Below are 15,909 nucleotides of genomic sequence, written 5' to 3' on the forward strand. Positions count from 1 at the left end.
AAACAAGGGATGCGCCGGGCAGAATGTCGGCGAGTCGGAGGTGATCGTGCAGCAGATCGGAACTGTCTGGGCAAGTTTGGACAGGCGTAAACAAATCATCGTCGCCGGCGCAGTAGTGCTGGTTTTTCTTGGGGTTCTTGCGATGTCGCGACTGGTCACGGCGCCGTCGATGACCTTGCTTTATGCCGGGCTGGAAAGTGGCGCGGCGGGGGATGTCGTCCGCTCGCTGGATCAGCGCGGGGTGCCTTATGAGATTCGGGGCGGCTCGATCTACGTGCCCGGATCACAGCGAGATGAGCTGCGCATGACACTCGCCAGCGAGGGGATGCCCGCCAACGGCAATCAAGGCTATGAGCTGCTGGATTCACTTAGCGGGTTTGGCACCACCTCGCAGATGTTCGATGCCGCCTATTGGCGCGCAAAAGAAGGTGAGCTGGCCCGAACCATCGTTGGCAGCCCTCATGTCAGCCAGGCACGGGTTCATATTGCCAACGGATCGAACAACCCGTTTCAGCGCAGCGTGGCGCCGACGGCCTCGGTCTATCTGGTGCCGTCAGGGGCGCAGATCACATCCGATCAGGCCAAGGCGATCCGGTTTCTTGTGGCGTCTGCCGTCAGTGGTCTGGCGCCTGAGAATGTCACCGTGGTCGATTCGAACGGGGCGGTGATCGGCGCGCAGGAGACCGCAGACGCTGCGGATACGGCAGATGACAAGGCGCGCCAGTTGCGCGAGCGTGTGATGCGATTGGTCGAGGCGCGCGTCGGCACGGGCAATGCTGTGGTTGAGGTCAGCGTCGACACCGTGACCAAGACCGAATCCATCCGCGAACGCCGTTTTGACCCCAATGGCCGCGTTGCCATCAGCACTGATGTCGAGGAACGCTCGGACAGCGCCCGCAATCAATCCGCCGATGTCACCGTGGCGTCGAACCTGCCGGATGGCGATGGCGCGGGTGGGGACGAATCGAATTCGAACGCGACGCAGACGCGGGAACGGGTGAATTACGAGGTCTCGGAAACCGAATTGGAAGTCCACAATGCCCCCGGTGCGATCAAGCGTCTGACGGTTGCGGTTCTGGTCAACGGCACACGGTCCGTGGACGCGACCGGAGTCGAGACATTTGAGCCGATGCCCGAAACCGAGATGGAGGCCTTGAAGGAGCTTGTGGCCTCGGCCGTGGGGTTCGACGCCGAACGCGGGGACGTCATCACCCTGAAATCGCTGGACCTGCCGGTGGTAGAGCCGCAGGGCACATTGGCAGCGGCCTCGATCTGGCAAAAGGTTCATTTCGACGCGATGTCGCTGATCCAGATGGCAGTGTTGGCGATTGTCTCGCTGGTGCTTGGGCTCTTCGTGATCCGTCCCATCCTGACTCAACCGGCGATGGCCCCGGCCTTGCTGCCCGCCGGGGCACCTCCTGAGCCCGAGGCCATTCTGACCGGCGAGATAGCGACTGACGAAAACGGACAATTTAGCGCGCTGCCGGGCCAGACTGCCGCTGGCGACGTCCCGGCGCTGGCCGCGCAGGCGGGCGCTGATCCGGTCGACCGGTTGCGGGCTATGATCGGCGATAAACAGGAAGAGACCGTCGAGATCCTGCGCAGCTGGCTTGAAGAAGGTGAGGAGCGTGTCTGATGTCGATTGCTCATCTTCTTGAGGATTTCACGCTGCAAGCCGGGGGTGGCAAGCTGCACCTGCTGGACGAGGACGCGCTGGAGGAACAGCGGCTGGCAGCGTTCGAGCAAGGCTATAGCGCCGGTTGGGAAGACGCGCTTCAGGCGCAAGAACAAAGCCGAGGTCAGGTCTCGGACGGGCTGGCCAGATCGTTGGAGGATATGTCCTTTACTTATCATGAGGCTGTCACCCGCATGACATTGTCGCTGGACCCGATGTTCCAAAGCCTGGTGGACACTGTCCTGCCCGAAACGCTGGATCGCGGTTTTGCTGTCCGGTTGGCCGAACAGCTGACCGAAATGGCGCGGGAACAGATTAGCCAGCCGATGCAAATCTTCGTGCCCAAGGGCCGCGCGGCTGGGGTAGAGGCCCTGCTGCCGCAGGAACTGTCCTCACCCACTCGCGTGATCGAAGACCCCTCGTTAGAGCCAGGACAGGCCCGGTTGCAGGTCGGTACAACCCAGCGTGAGGTGGATTGCAGCGGTCTGCTCGCCGCGGTCGCGGGGGCATTTGACGCATATGTATTTGAGGCAAAAGAGGCAGTGAACCATGAATGATCCCCAAACTCCGAAACCCGAAAAAGCCAATCCGTTCGAGGCGGTTCCGATTGAGGTTACGGTTTCGGTCGGGCGTGCGCGCCCGCTGATCCGCGACCTGCTGAACATGGGTGAGAACGCCGTGCTGACGCTGGACAAGCGGATCGAGGACCCGGTCGACCTGTATGTCGGAGACCAACTGGTCGCCCGCGGCCTGCTGGAAGAGATGGAGGGCGATCAGGCCGGGCAGCTTGCTGTGCGCCTGACAGAGATTGCGGATTTGCAGAACGGGATCGGTTGATGCGGGCTCTGCTTTGGTTGGTTGTTGCGCTGGCGACACTGTCCCCGTCTCTGGCTGCGGCGCAAGAGCTGTCGCTGTCATTGGGCGAGGGGGGGTCGATCTCGGCGCGGACCATCCAGCTGATCCTTTTGATCACGATCCTCAGCCTGGCACCCGGGCTGGCGATCATGGTCACCTGTTTTCCGTTTCTGATCACCGTTCTGGCCATTCTGCGTCAAGGGATCGGATTGCAGCAATCGCCACCGAACATGCTGATCGTCAGCCTGGCGATGTTCCTGACTTATTTCATCATGGAGCCTGTATTTTCCGAGGCCTGGGCCACCGGTATTCGACCGATGGTCGAAGAAACCATGGCGGTTGAACCCGCGTTGCAGATTGCCATTCAGCCCTTCCGAGCCTTTATGGCCGCGCGGCTGGACCCGGATACGTTTCACGCGATGGCGGCCTTGCGACCAGGCGGTGACGCTATCGCCCTGACGCCCGAGGCGCCGCTGTCGATCCTGATGCCGTCCTTCATGCTGTCCGAGATTGCACGCGCCTTTCAGATCGGCTTTCTGATTTTCCTGCCATTTCTGATCATTGATCTGGTTGTGGCGGCGGTGCTGATGTCGATGGGAATGATGATGGTGCCGCCTGCGACGGTATCGCTGCCATTCAAGCTGGCGTTTTTTGTTATTGCGGATGGATGGTCTCTGATCGCTGGGGCGTTGGTGCGCAGCTATATGACATGAGGTATCACTGCCGGGTGATTTGCAGCCGCGCGCGCAAGCCCTGGTCCCCGGCCTCAAATCTGAGGGAGCCCCCATGCTGTTCGGCAATTGTGGCCACGATGGTCAGACCCAGGCCGAACCCGTCTGAGGATCCGATGTTCGATCCGCGCCGGAACGGTGCCATCAGGTTTTCAATATCAGTGACGGACAGATCGGCACCCTTGTCCTCGACCGTGATGGTCGCGGTGCGGGCGTCGGTTTCCAGCTGCACCTCGGCATGGCGGCCGTATTTCAGGGCGTTGTCGATCAGATTTGTTAACGCCCGTTTCAGAGAAATTGGCCGCCCCATCACCAGCATCCGCCGTGTCTCGGGCAAGGATCCATGCCCGCGTCGGGACATGAAGACCGATGGCGCGCCTTCGACTGCGACCGGGGCGATTTTCTTCAGGGTTACCGGCAGGTCCATGTCCTGATAATCAGCGACCACAGACTCGACCAGTGCGGTCAGGGAAATCTGACGGGGGTCTTCAACGCTGAGTTCCGAGCGTGTGTAAGTCAGCACGCTTTCGATCATGCCCGTCATCTGATCCACATCGGCCTCAAGCTTTTCGCGCAGTTCGTCATCGGCGATCAGGGCCGCGCGCAGGCGAACACGCGTGGCGGGGGTGCCAAGATCGTGACTGACACCGGACAGAACGGTAGCGCGTTTTTCAAGCTGCATGCGCTCTGCATCCAGATGGTCGTTCACGGCTGACACGATGTCGCGCAGTTCCGCCGGGCCGTCGGCATCATAGCTGCTCGGCCCGCCCCGGCGTTTGCGGCCGCGCAGAGCGTTGGAAAACCGGGTGAAACTGTCCGAGACATTGCCGATCGATGTCAGGATGACCGCCAAAGCCACAATGGCGGCCAGAATGGCGGGCAGGCGCAGGTCGCCAGGGGCGGCCTTGCAACCCCAGATATCGGTGCCGTCCACCTGCTGCCAGCCCCTGTGTCCGAACCGGGCGATCAGGATTGGCTCGCTGCAATAGGTGGCCAGAAGGCGGGTCAGATTGCCCATCTTCTCGGCCCCGGTCTGGTCAACGCGGGACAGAAGATCAGACACCGGATAAACCAGCCGGTCGGACATCACCGCCAGCGTCAGTTCGCGCCCGGCCAGGGGGGCGGTGTTGTCGGTCAGGATCGACAGGTTGGTGACAAAGCTGCGATCCGACAGGCCGGGCAGTTGCTCGAACCGCCCGGCATCGGCCAACTGCGCAGCTTCGGGGGACAAGGGGGTGATCGTGATCCCCGGCGGGGGGATTTTGCTGACCCGAAGCTCTTCATAGACGGAAAACCCTGCGACATAGGCGCGGGTTAGAAAGTTGTCCCAGGCGCGGGCCGAAGAAAACCACAGCCCGGCGGAGAGTAGCCCCGAGGCAAAGGCGGCCCCTGTCCAGATCCAGCCCAGGCTGCGCAGGCGCGGGGCGTGTGTGGTCATGCGTCCTCTTCCACCGACACTTCGGCCGCAAAGACATAGCCGACCCCGCGTTCGGTACGCAGCATCTGCGGGTCTTTCGGGTTGACCTCGATTTTCGAACGCAACCGACCAACCAGCATGTCGATGGCGCGACCCTGCGCCTCGGGTTTGTCGGCGCTGCCGGTGACGTCCAGCGCAGCGGCGATTTCATCCCGGGTCAGGGGGATATGCGGGTTGGCCAGCAAAACCTTGAGCAGCGCAGTTTCCCGTTGCGACAGAGGAACCAGGTAGCCTTCCGGTGAATGCACCTCATCCCGTTTGCCGTCATAGGCCCAGTCGTTGAACCGAAAGCGGTGTGTGCGGCGGCGATAGGCCAGCGACGGCGTACGCCGGGCGCGTTGCATCACCGCACGAACCCGCGCCAGCATCAGCTGCGGGTTGAAAGGCTTGGCGATATAGTCGTCGGCCCCGACCTCGTACCCCGCCATGCGCTGATGGTCGGCTGACAGGGCCGAAACCAGAATGATCGGCACATCCTGTTCAGCCCGCAGGCGGGCGCAGATTTCGACTCCGTTCTCATCCCCAAGCATCACATCCAGCAGGATCAGGTCGATCCGTCCCGCTGTCAGATGGTTGCGGATTTCAGCCTCGGAACTGGCGGGCAGGGCGACGAACCCGTTCTGATGCAGGAATTGGGTCATCATCGACCGCATTTCAGGGTCGTCATCCACCACCAAAAGTCGCGGAATGCTCACGCGGTTTGTCCTCCCAGTTTCTGCTCCTCCGACATCATCCATTGTAACGAACGGAAACAGATTCAATGTCAACGTAACACGCTGTAACAAAAGCAGTGAATTTTTGGGTGGTTTCCGGGCTTTGGCGCGGATTCAGCGTTGCCAGATGACGAACTGGTCTCAGAATAACGGGCATCGCTGCATCAGCAGTCACTAAGTTCTCTAGGGAGGAGACAGACAATGAAGCATTTTGCATTCGCCACCGTTTCGACATTGGCCGTTGTGGCCGGGTCGTCGGTTCTGGCCGAGCCGCAGGCCGAGGTTCTGCATTGGTGGACGTCGGGTGGTGAGGCCAAGTCGGTCGCCGTACTGCAGGAAGAGTTCGCGTCGAATGGCGGAACCTGGACCGATATGCCGGTTGCAGGTGGTGGCGGTGACGCGGCCATGACCGCGTTGCGTGCCCGGGTGCTGGCCGGAAACGCGCCGACCGCAGTTCAGCTGAAAGGCCCCGCAATTCAGGAATGGTACGAAGAGGGCGTTCTGGCCGATATCTCATCCGTGGCCGACGCCGAAGGCTGGGCGGATGTGCTGCCCGCATCCATCGCAGGTCACATGAAGTGCGAGGGCACATGGTGCGCCGCACCAGTGAACGTACATCGCGTAGACTGGATCTGGGCCAATGCTGATGTTCTGGCCGCAAATGGCATCGAAATGCCGACCACCTGGGACGAGTTCAACGCTGCTGCTGATAAGCTGCAGGCTGCCGGTGTGATCCCGCTGGCCCATGGTGGTCAGTCATGGCAGGACGCGACCGTCTTTGAAACTGTGGTTCTGGGTATCGGCGGGCCCGAGTTCTTCCAGAAAGCGCTGGTCGATCTGGACCCCGAGGCGCTGACCTCGGACACGATGGTTCAGGTCTTTGATCAGATGCGTACCCTGCGCGGCTATGTCGACGAGAACTTCTCGGGCCGCGACTGGAACCTGGCCACCGCGATGGTCATGAACGGCGAGGCCGCTTTCCAGATCATGGGCGACTGGGCCAAGGGTGAATTCCTGGCGGCTGGCAAGAAGCCCGGCGAAGACTTCCTGTGCGCCTCGACCCCCGGCGACGGCTATCTGTACAACGTCGACAGCTTTGCCATGTTCAACGTGGACGGTGACGACAAGAAAGCCGGTCAGGATCTGCTGGCCAAGCTGATCGTCGCACCGAACTTCCAGAAAGTGTTCAACCTGAACAAGGGCTCGATCCCTGCTCGCACCGACGTGGCGCTGGATGATTTTGACATCTGCGCCAACCTGTCGGCTGAAGACATGGGCTCGACCTCGGACGCTGGGTCGCTGTTGCCGTCCTATGCCCATGGCATGGCGCTGCGCGGGTCGCAGTCCGGCGCAATCACCGACGTTGTGACCGCGCATTTTAACTCGGATATGTCCTCGGCTGACGCGGTTCAGCAACTGGCGGACGCGGTGGCGAACAGCTACTGATCCAATACGCTCTGCCCCCTATAATGCGGGGCAGAGCATCTTTCCCCGGAGGCTAAAATGTCCGAATGGCTGGAAAACCACCTGCCCAAGGTGGTGCTGGCACCGTCGTTCATCGCCGTATTGATCTTTGTTTACGGATTTATCGGATGGACCGCATGGGTGTCGCTGACACGATCTAAACTACTGCCGAAATATGAGATCAACGGGTTCATCCAATATGAGCGCCTGTTTGATTCACCCCGCTGGGATACGGCAATCAACAACCTTTACATCTTCGGTGCTCTGTTCATCGTGATCGCGATGGTACTGGGTCTGCTGCTGGCCATCCTGCTGGATCAGAAGATCCGCGTCGAAGGAGCCATCCGCACAATTTACCTGTACCCGATGGCACTGTCGATGATTGTGACCGGTACCGCGTGGAAATGGATACTGAACCCGGGTCTGGGTATTGAATCCATGGTGCAGGGCTGGGGTTTCCCGAATTTCGAGTTCGATTGGCTGGTGAACCCGAATTACGCGATCTACACCATCGTAATCGCCGCAATCTGGCAGAGCTCGGGCTTTGTTATGGCGCTGTTCCTCGCCGGTCTGCGTTCGGTGGATGGCGAAATCATCAAGGCCGCGCAGGTCGATGGTATCCCCACGTGGCGCATCTATACGGCGATCATCATCCCGTCGATGGCCCCGATCTTCCTGTCTGCCTTCATCGTGCTGGCCCACCTTGCGATCAAAAGCTTTGACCTTGTCATCGCCCTGACGGGTGGCGGTCCGGGCTACGCGACCGATCTGCCAGCCACCTACATGTATGCCATGGCGTTTTCGCGCGGCGATATCGGTCAGGCGGCCTCTTCCGCGATGATCATGATGCTGGTCGTCTTTGCCATCGTGGTTCCCTATCTTTACTCAGAGCTGAGGGCTAAAAATGACTGATCTGTCGATGCCCCAAACCCAAACCCGCACCCAAAGCGCCACGGGCAAGATCGCCTTGCGCTGGTTGCTGTATGTCCTGCTGGGCCTGTTCGCGCTGTATTACCTGATGCCGCTTTTCGTGATGTTGACCACGTCGCTTAAAAGCCTTGAGGAAATTCGCACAGGCAGCCTGATCTCGCTGCCGCGTGAGGTCAGCTTTGACGCCTGGAAAACCGCGTGGTCCGGGGCTTGCACCGGTATCCAGTGTGAAGGGCTGCGGCCTTACTTCTGGAACTCGGTCCTGATCGCGGTGCCTGCGGTGGCCCTTTCGACCCTGCTGGGCGCGCTGAATGGCTATGTCGTGGCGCAATGGCGGTTCAAAGGCGCTAATATCATCTTCTCGCTGATGCTGTTTGGTTGCTTCATCCCGTTTCAGGTTGTGCTGCTGCCGATGGCGCGGCTGCTGGGCATGATGGGGATCGCCGGGACCATTCCGGGTCTGATCTTCGTCCACGTGATCTATGGCCTCGGTTTCACCACACTGTTTTTCCGCAATTACTATGTCACCATTCCGGCCGAGCTGACCAAGGCGGCACGGGTCGATGGGGCCGGATTCCTGCGGATATTCTGGTCGATCTTCCTGCCGCTGTCGCTGCCCATCATCGTGGTGACCGTGATCTGGCAGTTCACGCAGATCTGGAACGACTTCCTGTTCGGCGTGTCGTTCAGCCAGGCGGGAACGCAGCCCGTGACCGTGGCGCTCAACAACATCGTAAACTCCACCACCGGCGTCAAAGAGTACAACGTCGACATGGCCGCCGCGATCATCGCGGGGCTACCGACGCTGCTCGTTTATGTCGTCGCCGGTAAGTATTTCATCCGCGGTCTGACCGCTGGCTCAGTGAAGGGATAACCCATGGCTCCCATCCTCGATATCAACAATCTGTACAAGAATTACGGCGCAACCGAGGTTCTGAAGGACATCAACATTTCGATCGAACCGGGTGATTTCCTGGTGCTGGTCGGCCCCTCGGGTTGCGGCAAGTCCACCCTGCTGAACTGTATTGCGGGGCTGGAGGAAATTACCGGCGGCACGCTGTCCATCGGGGGCAAGGACATGACGCATGTCAGCCCCAAGGATCGCGACATCGCGATGGTGTTCCAGTCCTACGCCCTGTACCCGACAATGTCCGTGGCCAAGAACATCACCTTTGGCATGAAGGTACGCGGGGTCGATCAGGCGACACAGGAGGCCAAGCTGAACGAGGTTGCCTCGTTGCTACAGATCGAGCCGCTGCTGAACCGCCGCCCCAGCCAATTGTCAGGCGGTCAGCGTCAGCGGGTGGCGATGGGTCGGGCACTGGTGCGCGATCCCAAACTGTTTCTGTTTGACGAGCCGTTATCGAACCTTGACGCGAAGCTGCGGGTCGAGATGCGAACCGAGATCAAGAAACTGCATCAAACGCTGGATGCCTCGATCGTCTACGTGACCCATGACCAGATCGAGGCGATGACGCTGGCGACCAAGATCGTGGTTCTCAAAGGTGGAATCGTGCAGCAGATCGGCAGCCCGGCTGAAATCTACAACAACCCGGCCAACCTGTTTGTGGCTGATTTCATGGGCTCACCGGCGATGAACCTGATCCCGGCGCGAGCGTCCAAGACCGGCCCGGGCACGCAGATCGCCATTGCACGTGAAGCGGGCGAGACACTGGTTCTAAACGATGCCCGCGATCTGTCACTGCCCGAGGATGTGATTCTGGGCCTACGCCCCGAAGACATTGCCGAGGCCGGGTTCCGTGCCGGTGATGGTGTGCAAGAGGCCTCCTGTATGGTCGACATGGTCGAACCGGCGGGGGCTGACACTTATGTGGTCTCGGAACTGGGCGGCAAACAGGTCACTGCGCGGCTGCACGCGGAAACCAGTGCGCAGGCGGGCAAGATGTTGAACCTGGCCTTTGACATGAGCAAGGTGTCCTATTTCGCCAAGGAAACTGGCGAACGCCTGAACTAAAACCAAAAAAGCGCCGCGCGAAACCAATCGCGCGGCGCTTTTTCATTTGTGAACCGGATCAGCTGAGCTTGTTTCGGCTCATATCCTTGATCAGGCGGTTCAGATCGCCCCCACGCGCATCCAGCATGGCGCCGACCTCTGTCCGTTCGGTCAGCAGCATGTTCACCCCTTCGATGAACATGTTGAAGAACTTGTCGCGGCCCGATTTGTCCGACACCAGGAATGTCACCTCAAACGGGGAAGACCCCTGCAACTTGACCGAGGTGCGCACCTCGTAGCCCGCCTTGATTTTGCGGGCATTGCGAACAGTGACTTGGCCACCAATGAACTCGCGGAAGCGGCGGCCATATTTGTTGGAAATATAGCCTTGAAACGCTTTGGTGAATTGCTTGATCTGCGAGGGGCTGGCTGAGCGGCCATCGGCCCCCAGCACATAGCGCGCCATGATCGGCACATCGGCATATTGCACGAAGATCTTTTCAAAATCGCGGATCATCGCCTTTTCGGATTTGCCGGAGGCGATCACGCGGTTGATATCGTCCACGACACTGACAACCAGTGCCTTGGCGCTGGCCTCGGTCTGGGCAAAGGCGGGCAGGGCGGTCAGCATCGCACTGGCTAGGCCAGTGGCAATAAAACCACGTCGGTTCAGATGGTTATTCGGCATAGGGGTCCTCGTAGGGGTCTAAGTAGGGGTCCCTGACTGGGTCAGTCCCGATATCTGCATAAGGGTCATCGTACAGACCCAGATAGGCGTCCTCATCGTCGCGTGCCAGTTCAAAGCGGCGGTTTTGGATGTAAATTGTCTGTGCCTGCGCATAGCTGTCGGCGCTTTCATACAGGATTGAATCCACCGTATCCGAGAACCGGCCCCGATCACCCATGCGGCGGACGACCTCAGCATATACGCCGATATTGTCCACCGGACGGACCGGTGTGAAATTAATCGGATTCGAGAATAGATTGACCACAACACCAATCGCATCCCGTTGGGTTGACGGGCCATAGAAAGGCAGCTCGACATAAGCGCCCTCGCCAACGCCCCAAACATGCAGGGTCTCGCCGAAATCGGTATCCACCGGCGGCAGGTTCAACTCGGCAGCGGGGTCAGACAGGCCCAAGCCGCCCACAGTGGTATTGACCACAAAGCGCAGCAAAGCGTTGCCGGATTGTTTGACATTGCCTTGCAACAGGTAGTCCAGCGCCTGCCCGGGCATCGTCAGGTTTTCGGCGAAATGGTTAAAGCTGGTCACCATCGGATCGGGTACGATCTTGACATAGCCTTTCGAGGCCGGACGGAACAGAAACCGGTCAACGCCCAGGTTGAATTTGTGAATGCCCCGGTTGGTGTTCTCATAGGGATCGAACACCTCATTCGACGGGGTCCCCTCCGGCGGTCGCGTGGCGCAGGCGCTAAGGAATGCCATCACGGACATGACGATAAGGTGCTTCAGGCGGGGTCTGCTCAACACGGTCTTTGCCACTCCTAAACGTTCGGGTTCCACACGCCCGAACTGTCAATCAATACTGCCCGTGGCCACATAGCATGGCCCAATCCGATGTCACATATACGTTTCGCAACCAGTATGAAACAAAAAGCGTTTAACCTGTGCGACGTACTTACGTAAAGTGGTACAGGTTCAACTGTTCGGCATAGGAAGAGTTACGCTGACCGCTCTGGGTCGTCTATCCCCGTTTTCGTACTTTCCGATCCCGGTCTTCCCGGTTAGCTTCGCCCCGACTCAAAGATTGGGAGGAAACTTCATGAGCATCGCAGCAAAACTGGAAAGCCTGGGCGTCAACCTACCGGACGCGCCTGCGCCAGCGGCGAACTATGTACCCTTCGTTCGGGTGGGCAACATCGTCTATGTCTCGGGTCAGATTTCCAAGGATGACGATCTGATCACCGGCAAGCTGGGCGATGACATGGAAATCGAAGCCGGTGCCGCGGCGGCAAAGGTTTGCGCCATCAATCTGCTGGCGCAGGTCAAGGCAGCCTGTGGCGGTGACATCAACAAACTGGTGCGCGTGATCAAGCTGACTGGTTTCGTGAACTCGACCGCCGATTTCACAGCACAGCCCCAGGTGATCAACGGGGCGTCGGATTTCCTGGTCGAGGCGCTGGGCGAGGCTGGCCGTCATTCCCGCTCGGCCGTCAGCGCCGCGGCACTGCCGCTGGGCGTGGCCGTCGAAATCGAAGGTATTTTCGAGGTTCAATGACACCGACCTTGCCGTCAGTTTTCCTGCAGGCCCCGATTGCGCATCGGGCGCTGCATGACCTTTCGGATAACCGCCCGGAAAACAGCCGGGCGGCCATCCGTGCGGCTGTCGAGGCCGGGTACGGGATCGAGATTGATTTGCAGCGAACCTCGGACAGCCGGGCAATAGTGTTTCATGATTACGACATGACACGCCTGACCGGGCAGCCCGGCCCTATTCAGCAGGTGACGGCGACACAGGCGCAGGCGACGCAGCTGCTGCATGCTGATGATGGTATTCCGACGCTGGACGACGTGCTTGCACAGGTGGACGGCAAGGTTCCCTTGCTGATCGAGTTCAAGGATCAGGACGGCGCGATGGGTCCCAATGTCGGATCACTTGAGGCCGACGCGGTACGGGCCTTGCAGGGTTATGACGGGCCAGTGGCCTTGATGTCTTTCAATCCCAACAGCGTGGCCGAACTGGCGCGTCTTGCCCCCCATCTGCCGCGCGGGTTGGTGACTTGTTCTTACCAGCCCAAGGTCGAGCTGTTGCCGCAGAAGGTCTGCGATCACCTGCGCGACATACCCGATTTTGACAGGGTCGGTGCCAGCTTTATCAGCCATGAGGTCGCCGATCTGTCCCGCCCCCGCGTGGCCGAATTGAAAGCGCGCGGCGTGCCGGTTCTGTGTTGGACCGTACGCTCGGCCGAGCAAGAGGCTCAGGCCCGAAGGGTTGCCGATAACGTGACCTTCGAAGGGTATTTGGCGCCACATCCGGGTTGAACCTGCCCCTCGGTGTCACAGATAAAGATCAGACGCGGAGGGCACATGGATCAGGCGCAAATCGAAGTTCAGGTTCTGAGATCGCTTTCGCAGATTTCTGCGACCGAATGGGATGCCTGCGCCTGCCCCGAGGCCGCCGATGGCGGGCGGCCGCTTGATCCCTTTACCACGCATCGATTCCTGCTGGCGCTGGAAAACAGCGGTTCGGTTGGGGCGGGCACTGGCTGGCAGCCTCAATACCTGACCGCATATCTGGATGGGATGCTGATCGCGGCCGCGCCGATGTATGCCAAATCGCACAGTCAAGGCGAATACATTTTCGACCACAGCTGGGCCCATGCTTATGAAAACGCAGGCGGGCGGTATTACCCCAAACTGCAGATCGCGGTACCGTTCACTCCGGCCACCGGGCGGCGGTTTCTGGTGCGACCGGGGTACGAGGTTCCGGGTATGTCGGCCCTGGTGCAAGGAGCCGTGCAGATTGCAGCCGATAACCGGGTGTCTTCGGTCCACGCCACGTTCTGCACCGAGGACGAAGCGCTGGCGGGCGAACAGATGGGTCTGTTGCTGCGTCAATCACAGCAGTTTCACTGGCTTAACGACCAATATGCGGATTTTGATGGGTTTCTGGCCGCGCTGTCCTCGCGCAAGCGCAAGAATATCCGTAAGGAACGCGCGCAGGCCTGCGAATTTGGCGGAGAAATTCACACCTATTCCGGTGATGATCTACGCCCTGAACATTGGGATGCGTTCTGGCGGTTCTATCAGGATACCGGCGCGCGGAAGTGGGGATCGCCTTACCTGACGCGACAATTCTTTGATATCGCTCAGGAAACCATGGCGGATGATATGGCGTTGGTTCTGGCGGAACGCAATGGCTATCCGATTGCCGGGGCACTGAATTTCATTGGACGCGAAACGCTTTATGGCCGCTATTGGGGCTGCGTCGAACATCACCCCTGCCTGCATTTTGAATTGTGCTACTATAGGGCGATCGACTTTGCCATTGCCGAAGGATTGGCCCGTGTTGAGGCCGGCGCGCAAGGCGAACACAAGCTGGCGCGGGGCTATATGCCTATGCGCACGCATAGCTTGCATTGGGTCGCCGACCCCGGCTTTGCCGATGCGATCAAGAAATATCTGGACGCCGAGGCCCACGCAGTGGGACAAGAGATTGAGATTCTGACGGAATACGGCCCGTTCAGGAAATCGAACCCGGAGGAACAGCAATGACCGAACTACTGTCGCCCGAGACCCGCGGACCGCTTCTGGACCCGCTGTTCAACAACGGCTGGACCATGGTCGAAGACCGGGATGCGATCACCAAGACCTTTATCTTCGAAGATTTCGTGCATGCCTTTGGCTGGATGACGCAGGTGGCGATTTTTGCCGAAAAGTGGAATCACCACCCCGAATGGTCCAACGTCTACCGCACAGTCGAGGTGACGCTGGCCACCCATGATGTCGGTGGCATTTCGGCGCTGGATGCAAAGCTGGCGCGCAAGATGGACAGCCTGGTTTAGCCTCTGTCGCTCCGCGAGCCTTCTCCGCCGGCCAGGGATGCAGCAATACCCAATTGCCGGAACTCATCAGGTGTCACGGTTCCGTCGCTGACGTTGATATTGCCAGGAATTTGCGTCGTCCGATTGCCGATTTGGCGCACACTGCGGGCTGCCGGATTAATATCCAGACATTTGGTGTTATGGCAGGTCAGCCCGGAAGTGTTGATCTGGATAAATGTCTGCCCGTCCGGTCCGTTCACAACCGGCGCCTGCGGTACATCGCAGGCCGCCACCAGTAAAAGCGCACCCAAACGGATCCATTTGTTCATCGTGCGCTCCTGTTGCTAGTCCAGTTGACCGTTGCCGTTCTTATCCGCCGCGTTGAAATCGTCGTTCATCTGCGCGTCGTATTCCGCCCGAGAGATAAAGTCGTCATTATCGCGGTCAACGTCCTGAAACTGTTTTATGTCCAGAAACGGCTTGGCTTCGTCCAATCCCAGCGTGCCGTTCTTGTCGTCATCCATTTCCTGAAAGGCATAATCGGAAAAGGCATCGAACTCATCACGGGACAAGAAGCCGTCATTGTTCTTGTCGATGGCCTTCAGTTCGTTTTCATGCAACTCGCCCACGGTCTCGGCTGTGGCCGCACCGGCCAGTATAAGGGCCGCAGCAATCAAAATTCCACGTGTCATCTCGGCTCTCCTCAGCATGCGTATCTGTTGCCTTCAATCGCGCCTGCGGCTGCGCCTGCCGCAGTCAGGATGGATTTACCTGATCCACCACCGAATTGGTTGCCGATCGCGCCGCCGATCAATGCACCGCCCAGTGATCCGCTGAGACATGCGATTTCATGCTGCCGCGCCGCCTGTTGCTGAGGGGTGGGTGCCGGGCCGCAGGCGGCCAATGCCCCCGCTGTGCTCAGTAATAGAGTGAATACTTTCAGTTTCATCAATGAACTCCCTGATTGTATGCCACAACTATTGGCTGATCAGGGCGTTGCATCAAGTTAAATGCGTTTGCGGCCCCGAGGTGACCCAGGGCCGCGCGCAGGATCAGATCGCGTCCAGCAAAGTTTCGCCTGCCGAAATCTCGCAGGTGCCGGGGCTTTCTTCCAGGTTCAGCGCAGTGACCTTGCCGTCTTCGACCAGCATGGCATAGCGTTTGGAACGGGCATACAGTCCGGCGGGCGGGGCGTCGAATTCCATGCCAATGGCCTTGGTGAATTCGGCTGAGGCATCGCCCAGCATGGTCAGGCCTGCATCGGCCGCGCCTGTGGCCTCGCCCCAGGCTTTCATAACAAACGGGTCGTTTACCGAAACGCAGATGATCTCATCCACGCCATTGGCGGTAAACTGGTCTTTGGTGCGAATGAAGCTGGGCACATGGGCCGAACTGCAGGTCGGCGTGTATGCTCCGGGCACCGCAAAGATCACCACTTTGCGCCCTTTGGTTTTGTCTGAAATCCGCACCTCTTCGGGGCCGTCTGCGCCCAGTTGCGTCAGTGTGGCGTCGGGCAGTGTCTCACCTGTTGAAATCATTTTTTAAGCTCCTGTCGTTTGGATTTGCAGAGTCGGGCTCAGCCGCAATATAGGTGGTCGAGTGG

At 59.4% G+C, this 15,909-nt stretch carries 20 protein-coding genes; 12 read left to right on the plus strand and 8 right to left on the minus strand.

Translation table 11 applies throughout. The features are described from left to right. Positions 1-46 precede the first annotated feature (46 nt). The 4 genes from fliF to fliP are packed head-to-tail and all read left to right on the plus strand — an operon-like array spanning position 47 to position 3,243. Positions 47-1,636: a flagellar basal-body MS-ring/collar protein FliF gene (gene fliF, locus ACR0AJ_RS12675; protein WP_480741003.1), complete on the plus strand. Its 1,590-nt coding sequence runs from the start codon at positions 47-49 to the stop codon at positions 1,634-1,636. After that, a complete protein-coding gene (locus ACR0AJ_RS12680; protein WP_480741005.1) occupies positions 1,636-2,232 on the plus strand; it encodes a FliH/SctL family protein in 597 nt (198 codons plus the stop codon). The genes fliF and ACR0AJ_RS12680 overlap by 1 nt, the downstream gene beginning before the upstream one ends. After that, positions 2,225-2,512, plus strand: a complete 288-nt coding sequence (locus tag ACR0AJ_RS12685) for a FliM/FliN family flagellar motor switch protein (RefSeq protein ID WP_170360799.1) — start codon at positions 2,225-2,227, stop codon at positions 2,510-2,512. The genes ACR0AJ_RS12680 and ACR0AJ_RS12685 overlap by 8 nt, the downstream gene beginning before the upstream one ends. Next, the gene (gene fliP / locus ACR0AJ_RS12690; protein WP_480647721.1) at positions 2,512-3,243 is read left to right on the plus strand and encodes a flagellar type III secretion system pore protein FliP; all 732 of its coding nucleotides are present in this window, start codon (positions 2,512-2,514) and stop codon (positions 3,241-3,243) included. Before ACR0AJ_RS12685 ends, fliP begins: the two co-directional genes overlap by 1 nt. Before the next feature lie 4 nt (positions 3,244-3,247). On the opposite strand, the gene ACR0AJ_RS12695 is transcribed toward fliP, so the two are convergent. Together ACR0AJ_RS12695 and ACR0AJ_RS12700 are read right to left on the minus strand one after the other, a co-directional pair. Then, the gene (locus ACR0AJ_RS12695; protein ID WP_480741007.1) at positions 3,248-4,699 is read right to left on the minus strand and encodes a sensor histidine kinase; all 1,452 of its coding nucleotides are present in this window, start codon (positions 4,697-4,699) and stop codon (positions 3,248-3,250) included. Beyond that, complete coding sequence (locus tag ACR0AJ_RS12700) at positions 4,696-5,433, minus strand: response regulator transcription factor (RefSeq protein WP_170349750.1); 738 nt, start codon at positions 5,431-5,433, stop codon at positions 4,696-4,698. Before ACR0AJ_RS12700 ends, ACR0AJ_RS12695 begins: the two co-directional genes overlap by 4 nt. A gap of 219 nt (positions 5,434-5,652) precedes the next feature. Here ACR0AJ_RS12700 and ACR0AJ_RS12705 point away from each other — a divergent pair, with 219 nt between their 5' ends. The 4 genes from ACR0AJ_RS12705 to ACR0AJ_RS12720 are packed head-to-tail and all read left to right on the plus strand — an operon-like array spanning position 5,653 to position 9,820. Then, positions 5,653-6,897, plus strand: coding sequence for an ABC transporter substrate-binding protein (locus ACR0AJ_RS12705; protein ID WP_480741009.1), 1,245 nt, complete (start codon positions 5,653-5,655; stop codon positions 6,895-6,897). 57 nt (positions 6,898-6,954) lie between these two features. Next, positions 6,955-7,827, plus strand: a complete 873-nt coding sequence (locus ACR0AJ_RS12710) for a carbohydrate ABC transporter permease (protein WP_480741011.1) — start codon at positions 6,955-6,957, stop codon at positions 7,825-7,827. Beyond that, complete coding sequence (locus tag ACR0AJ_RS12715; RefSeq protein WP_170349753.1) at positions 7,820-8,719, plus strand: carbohydrate ABC transporter permease; 900 nt, start codon at positions 7,820-7,822, stop codon at positions 8,717-8,719. Before ACR0AJ_RS12710 ends, ACR0AJ_RS12715 begins: the two co-directional genes overlap by 8 nt. A 3-nt stretch (positions 8,720-8,722) precedes the next feature. Continuing rightward, positions 8,723-9,820, plus strand: a complete 1,098-nt coding sequence (locus tag ACR0AJ_RS12720; RefSeq protein WP_480688778.1) for an ABC transporter ATP-binding protein — start codon at positions 8,723-8,725, stop codon at positions 9,818-9,820. Between the two features lie 58 nt (positions 9,821-9,878). On the opposite strand, the gene ACR0AJ_RS12725 is transcribed toward ACR0AJ_RS12720, so the two are convergent. After that, positions 9,879-10,487, minus strand: a complete 609-nt coding sequence (locus ACR0AJ_RS12725) for an MlaC/ttg2D family ABC transporter substrate-binding protein (RefSeq protein ID WP_170349755.1) — start codon at positions 10,485-10,487, stop codon at positions 9,879-9,881. After that, positions 10,477-11,256, minus strand: coding sequence for an MlaA family lipoprotein (locus ACR0AJ_RS12730; protein WP_170349851.1), 780 nt, complete (start codon positions 11,254-11,256; stop codon positions 10,477-10,479). The genes ACR0AJ_RS12725 and ACR0AJ_RS12730 overlap by 11 nt, the downstream gene beginning before the upstream one ends. Before the next feature lie 328 nt (positions 11,257-11,584). Between ACR0AJ_RS12730 and ACR0AJ_RS12735 the strand changes: the two genes are divergently transcribed. Genes ACR0AJ_RS12735 through ACR0AJ_RS12750 form a run of 4 tightly spaced genes read left to right on the plus strand, consistent with a single transcriptional unit; the run spans position 11,585 to position 14,327 of the window. Further along, the gene (locus ACR0AJ_RS12735) at positions 11,585-12,040 is read left to right on the plus strand and encodes a RidA family protein (protein WP_170396603.1); all 456 of its coding nucleotides are present in this window, start codon (positions 11,585-11,587) and stop codon (positions 12,038-12,040) included. Next, on the plus strand, positions 12,037-12,804 hold the full coding sequence (locus ACR0AJ_RS12740) for a glycerophosphodiester phosphodiesterase family protein (protein ID WP_170349756.1): 768 nt from the start codon (positions 12,037-12,039) through the stop codon (positions 12,802-12,804). Before ACR0AJ_RS12735 ends, ACR0AJ_RS12740 begins: the two co-directional genes overlap by 4 nt. Before the next feature lie 45 nt (positions 12,805-12,849). Then, a complete protein-coding gene (locus tag ACR0AJ_RS12745) occupies positions 12,850-14,037 on the plus strand; it encodes a GNAT family N-acetyltransferase (RefSeq protein ID WP_170349757.1) in 1,188 nt (395 codons plus the stop codon). Then, complete coding sequence (locus ACR0AJ_RS12750) at positions 14,034-14,327, plus strand: 4a-hydroxytetrahydrobiopterin dehydratase (protein WP_170349758.1); 294 nt, start codon at positions 14,034-14,036, stop codon at positions 14,325-14,327. Before ACR0AJ_RS12745 ends, ACR0AJ_RS12750 begins: the two co-directional genes overlap by 4 nt. Here the strand turns inward: ACR0AJ_RS12750 and ACR0AJ_RS12755 are convergent. The 4 genes from ACR0AJ_RS12755 to ACR0AJ_RS12770 all read right to left on the minus strand — a co-directional run bounded on the left by ACR0AJ_RS12755 (position 14,324) and on the right by ACR0AJ_RS12770 (position 15,844). After that, positions 14,324-14,635 (minus strand): hypothetical protein, encoded by a 312-nt coding sequence (locus ACR0AJ_RS12755; RefSeq protein ID WP_480741012.1) that lies wholly within the window; start codon positions 14,633-14,635, stop codon positions 14,324-14,326. The two genes, ACR0AJ_RS12750 and ACR0AJ_RS12755, sit on opposite strands and share 4 nt — an antisense overlap. A gap of 15 nt (positions 14,636-14,650) precedes the next feature. Then, on the minus strand, positions 14,651-14,998 hold the full coding sequence (locus tag ACR0AJ_RS12760; protein WP_226689088.1) for an EF-hand domain-containing protein: 348 nt from the start codon (positions 14,996-14,998) through the stop codon (positions 14,651-14,653). 11 nt (positions 14,999-15,009) lie between these two features. Continuing rightward, positions 15,010-15,255, minus strand: a complete 246-nt coding sequence (locus ACR0AJ_RS12765; protein ID WP_480741013.1) for a glycine zipper 2TM domain-containing protein — start codon at positions 15,253-15,255, stop codon at positions 15,010-15,012. Between the two features lie 103 nt (positions 15,256-15,358). Next, positions 15,359-15,844 (minus strand): peroxiredoxin, encoded by a 486-nt coding sequence (locus ACR0AJ_RS12770; protein WP_170349761.1) that lies wholly within the window; start codon positions 15,842-15,844, stop codon positions 15,359-15,361. Between the last annotated feature and the right edge of the window lie 65 nt (positions 15,845-15,909).

This window comes from Ruegeria sp. CJ9 (assembly GCF_056536625.1).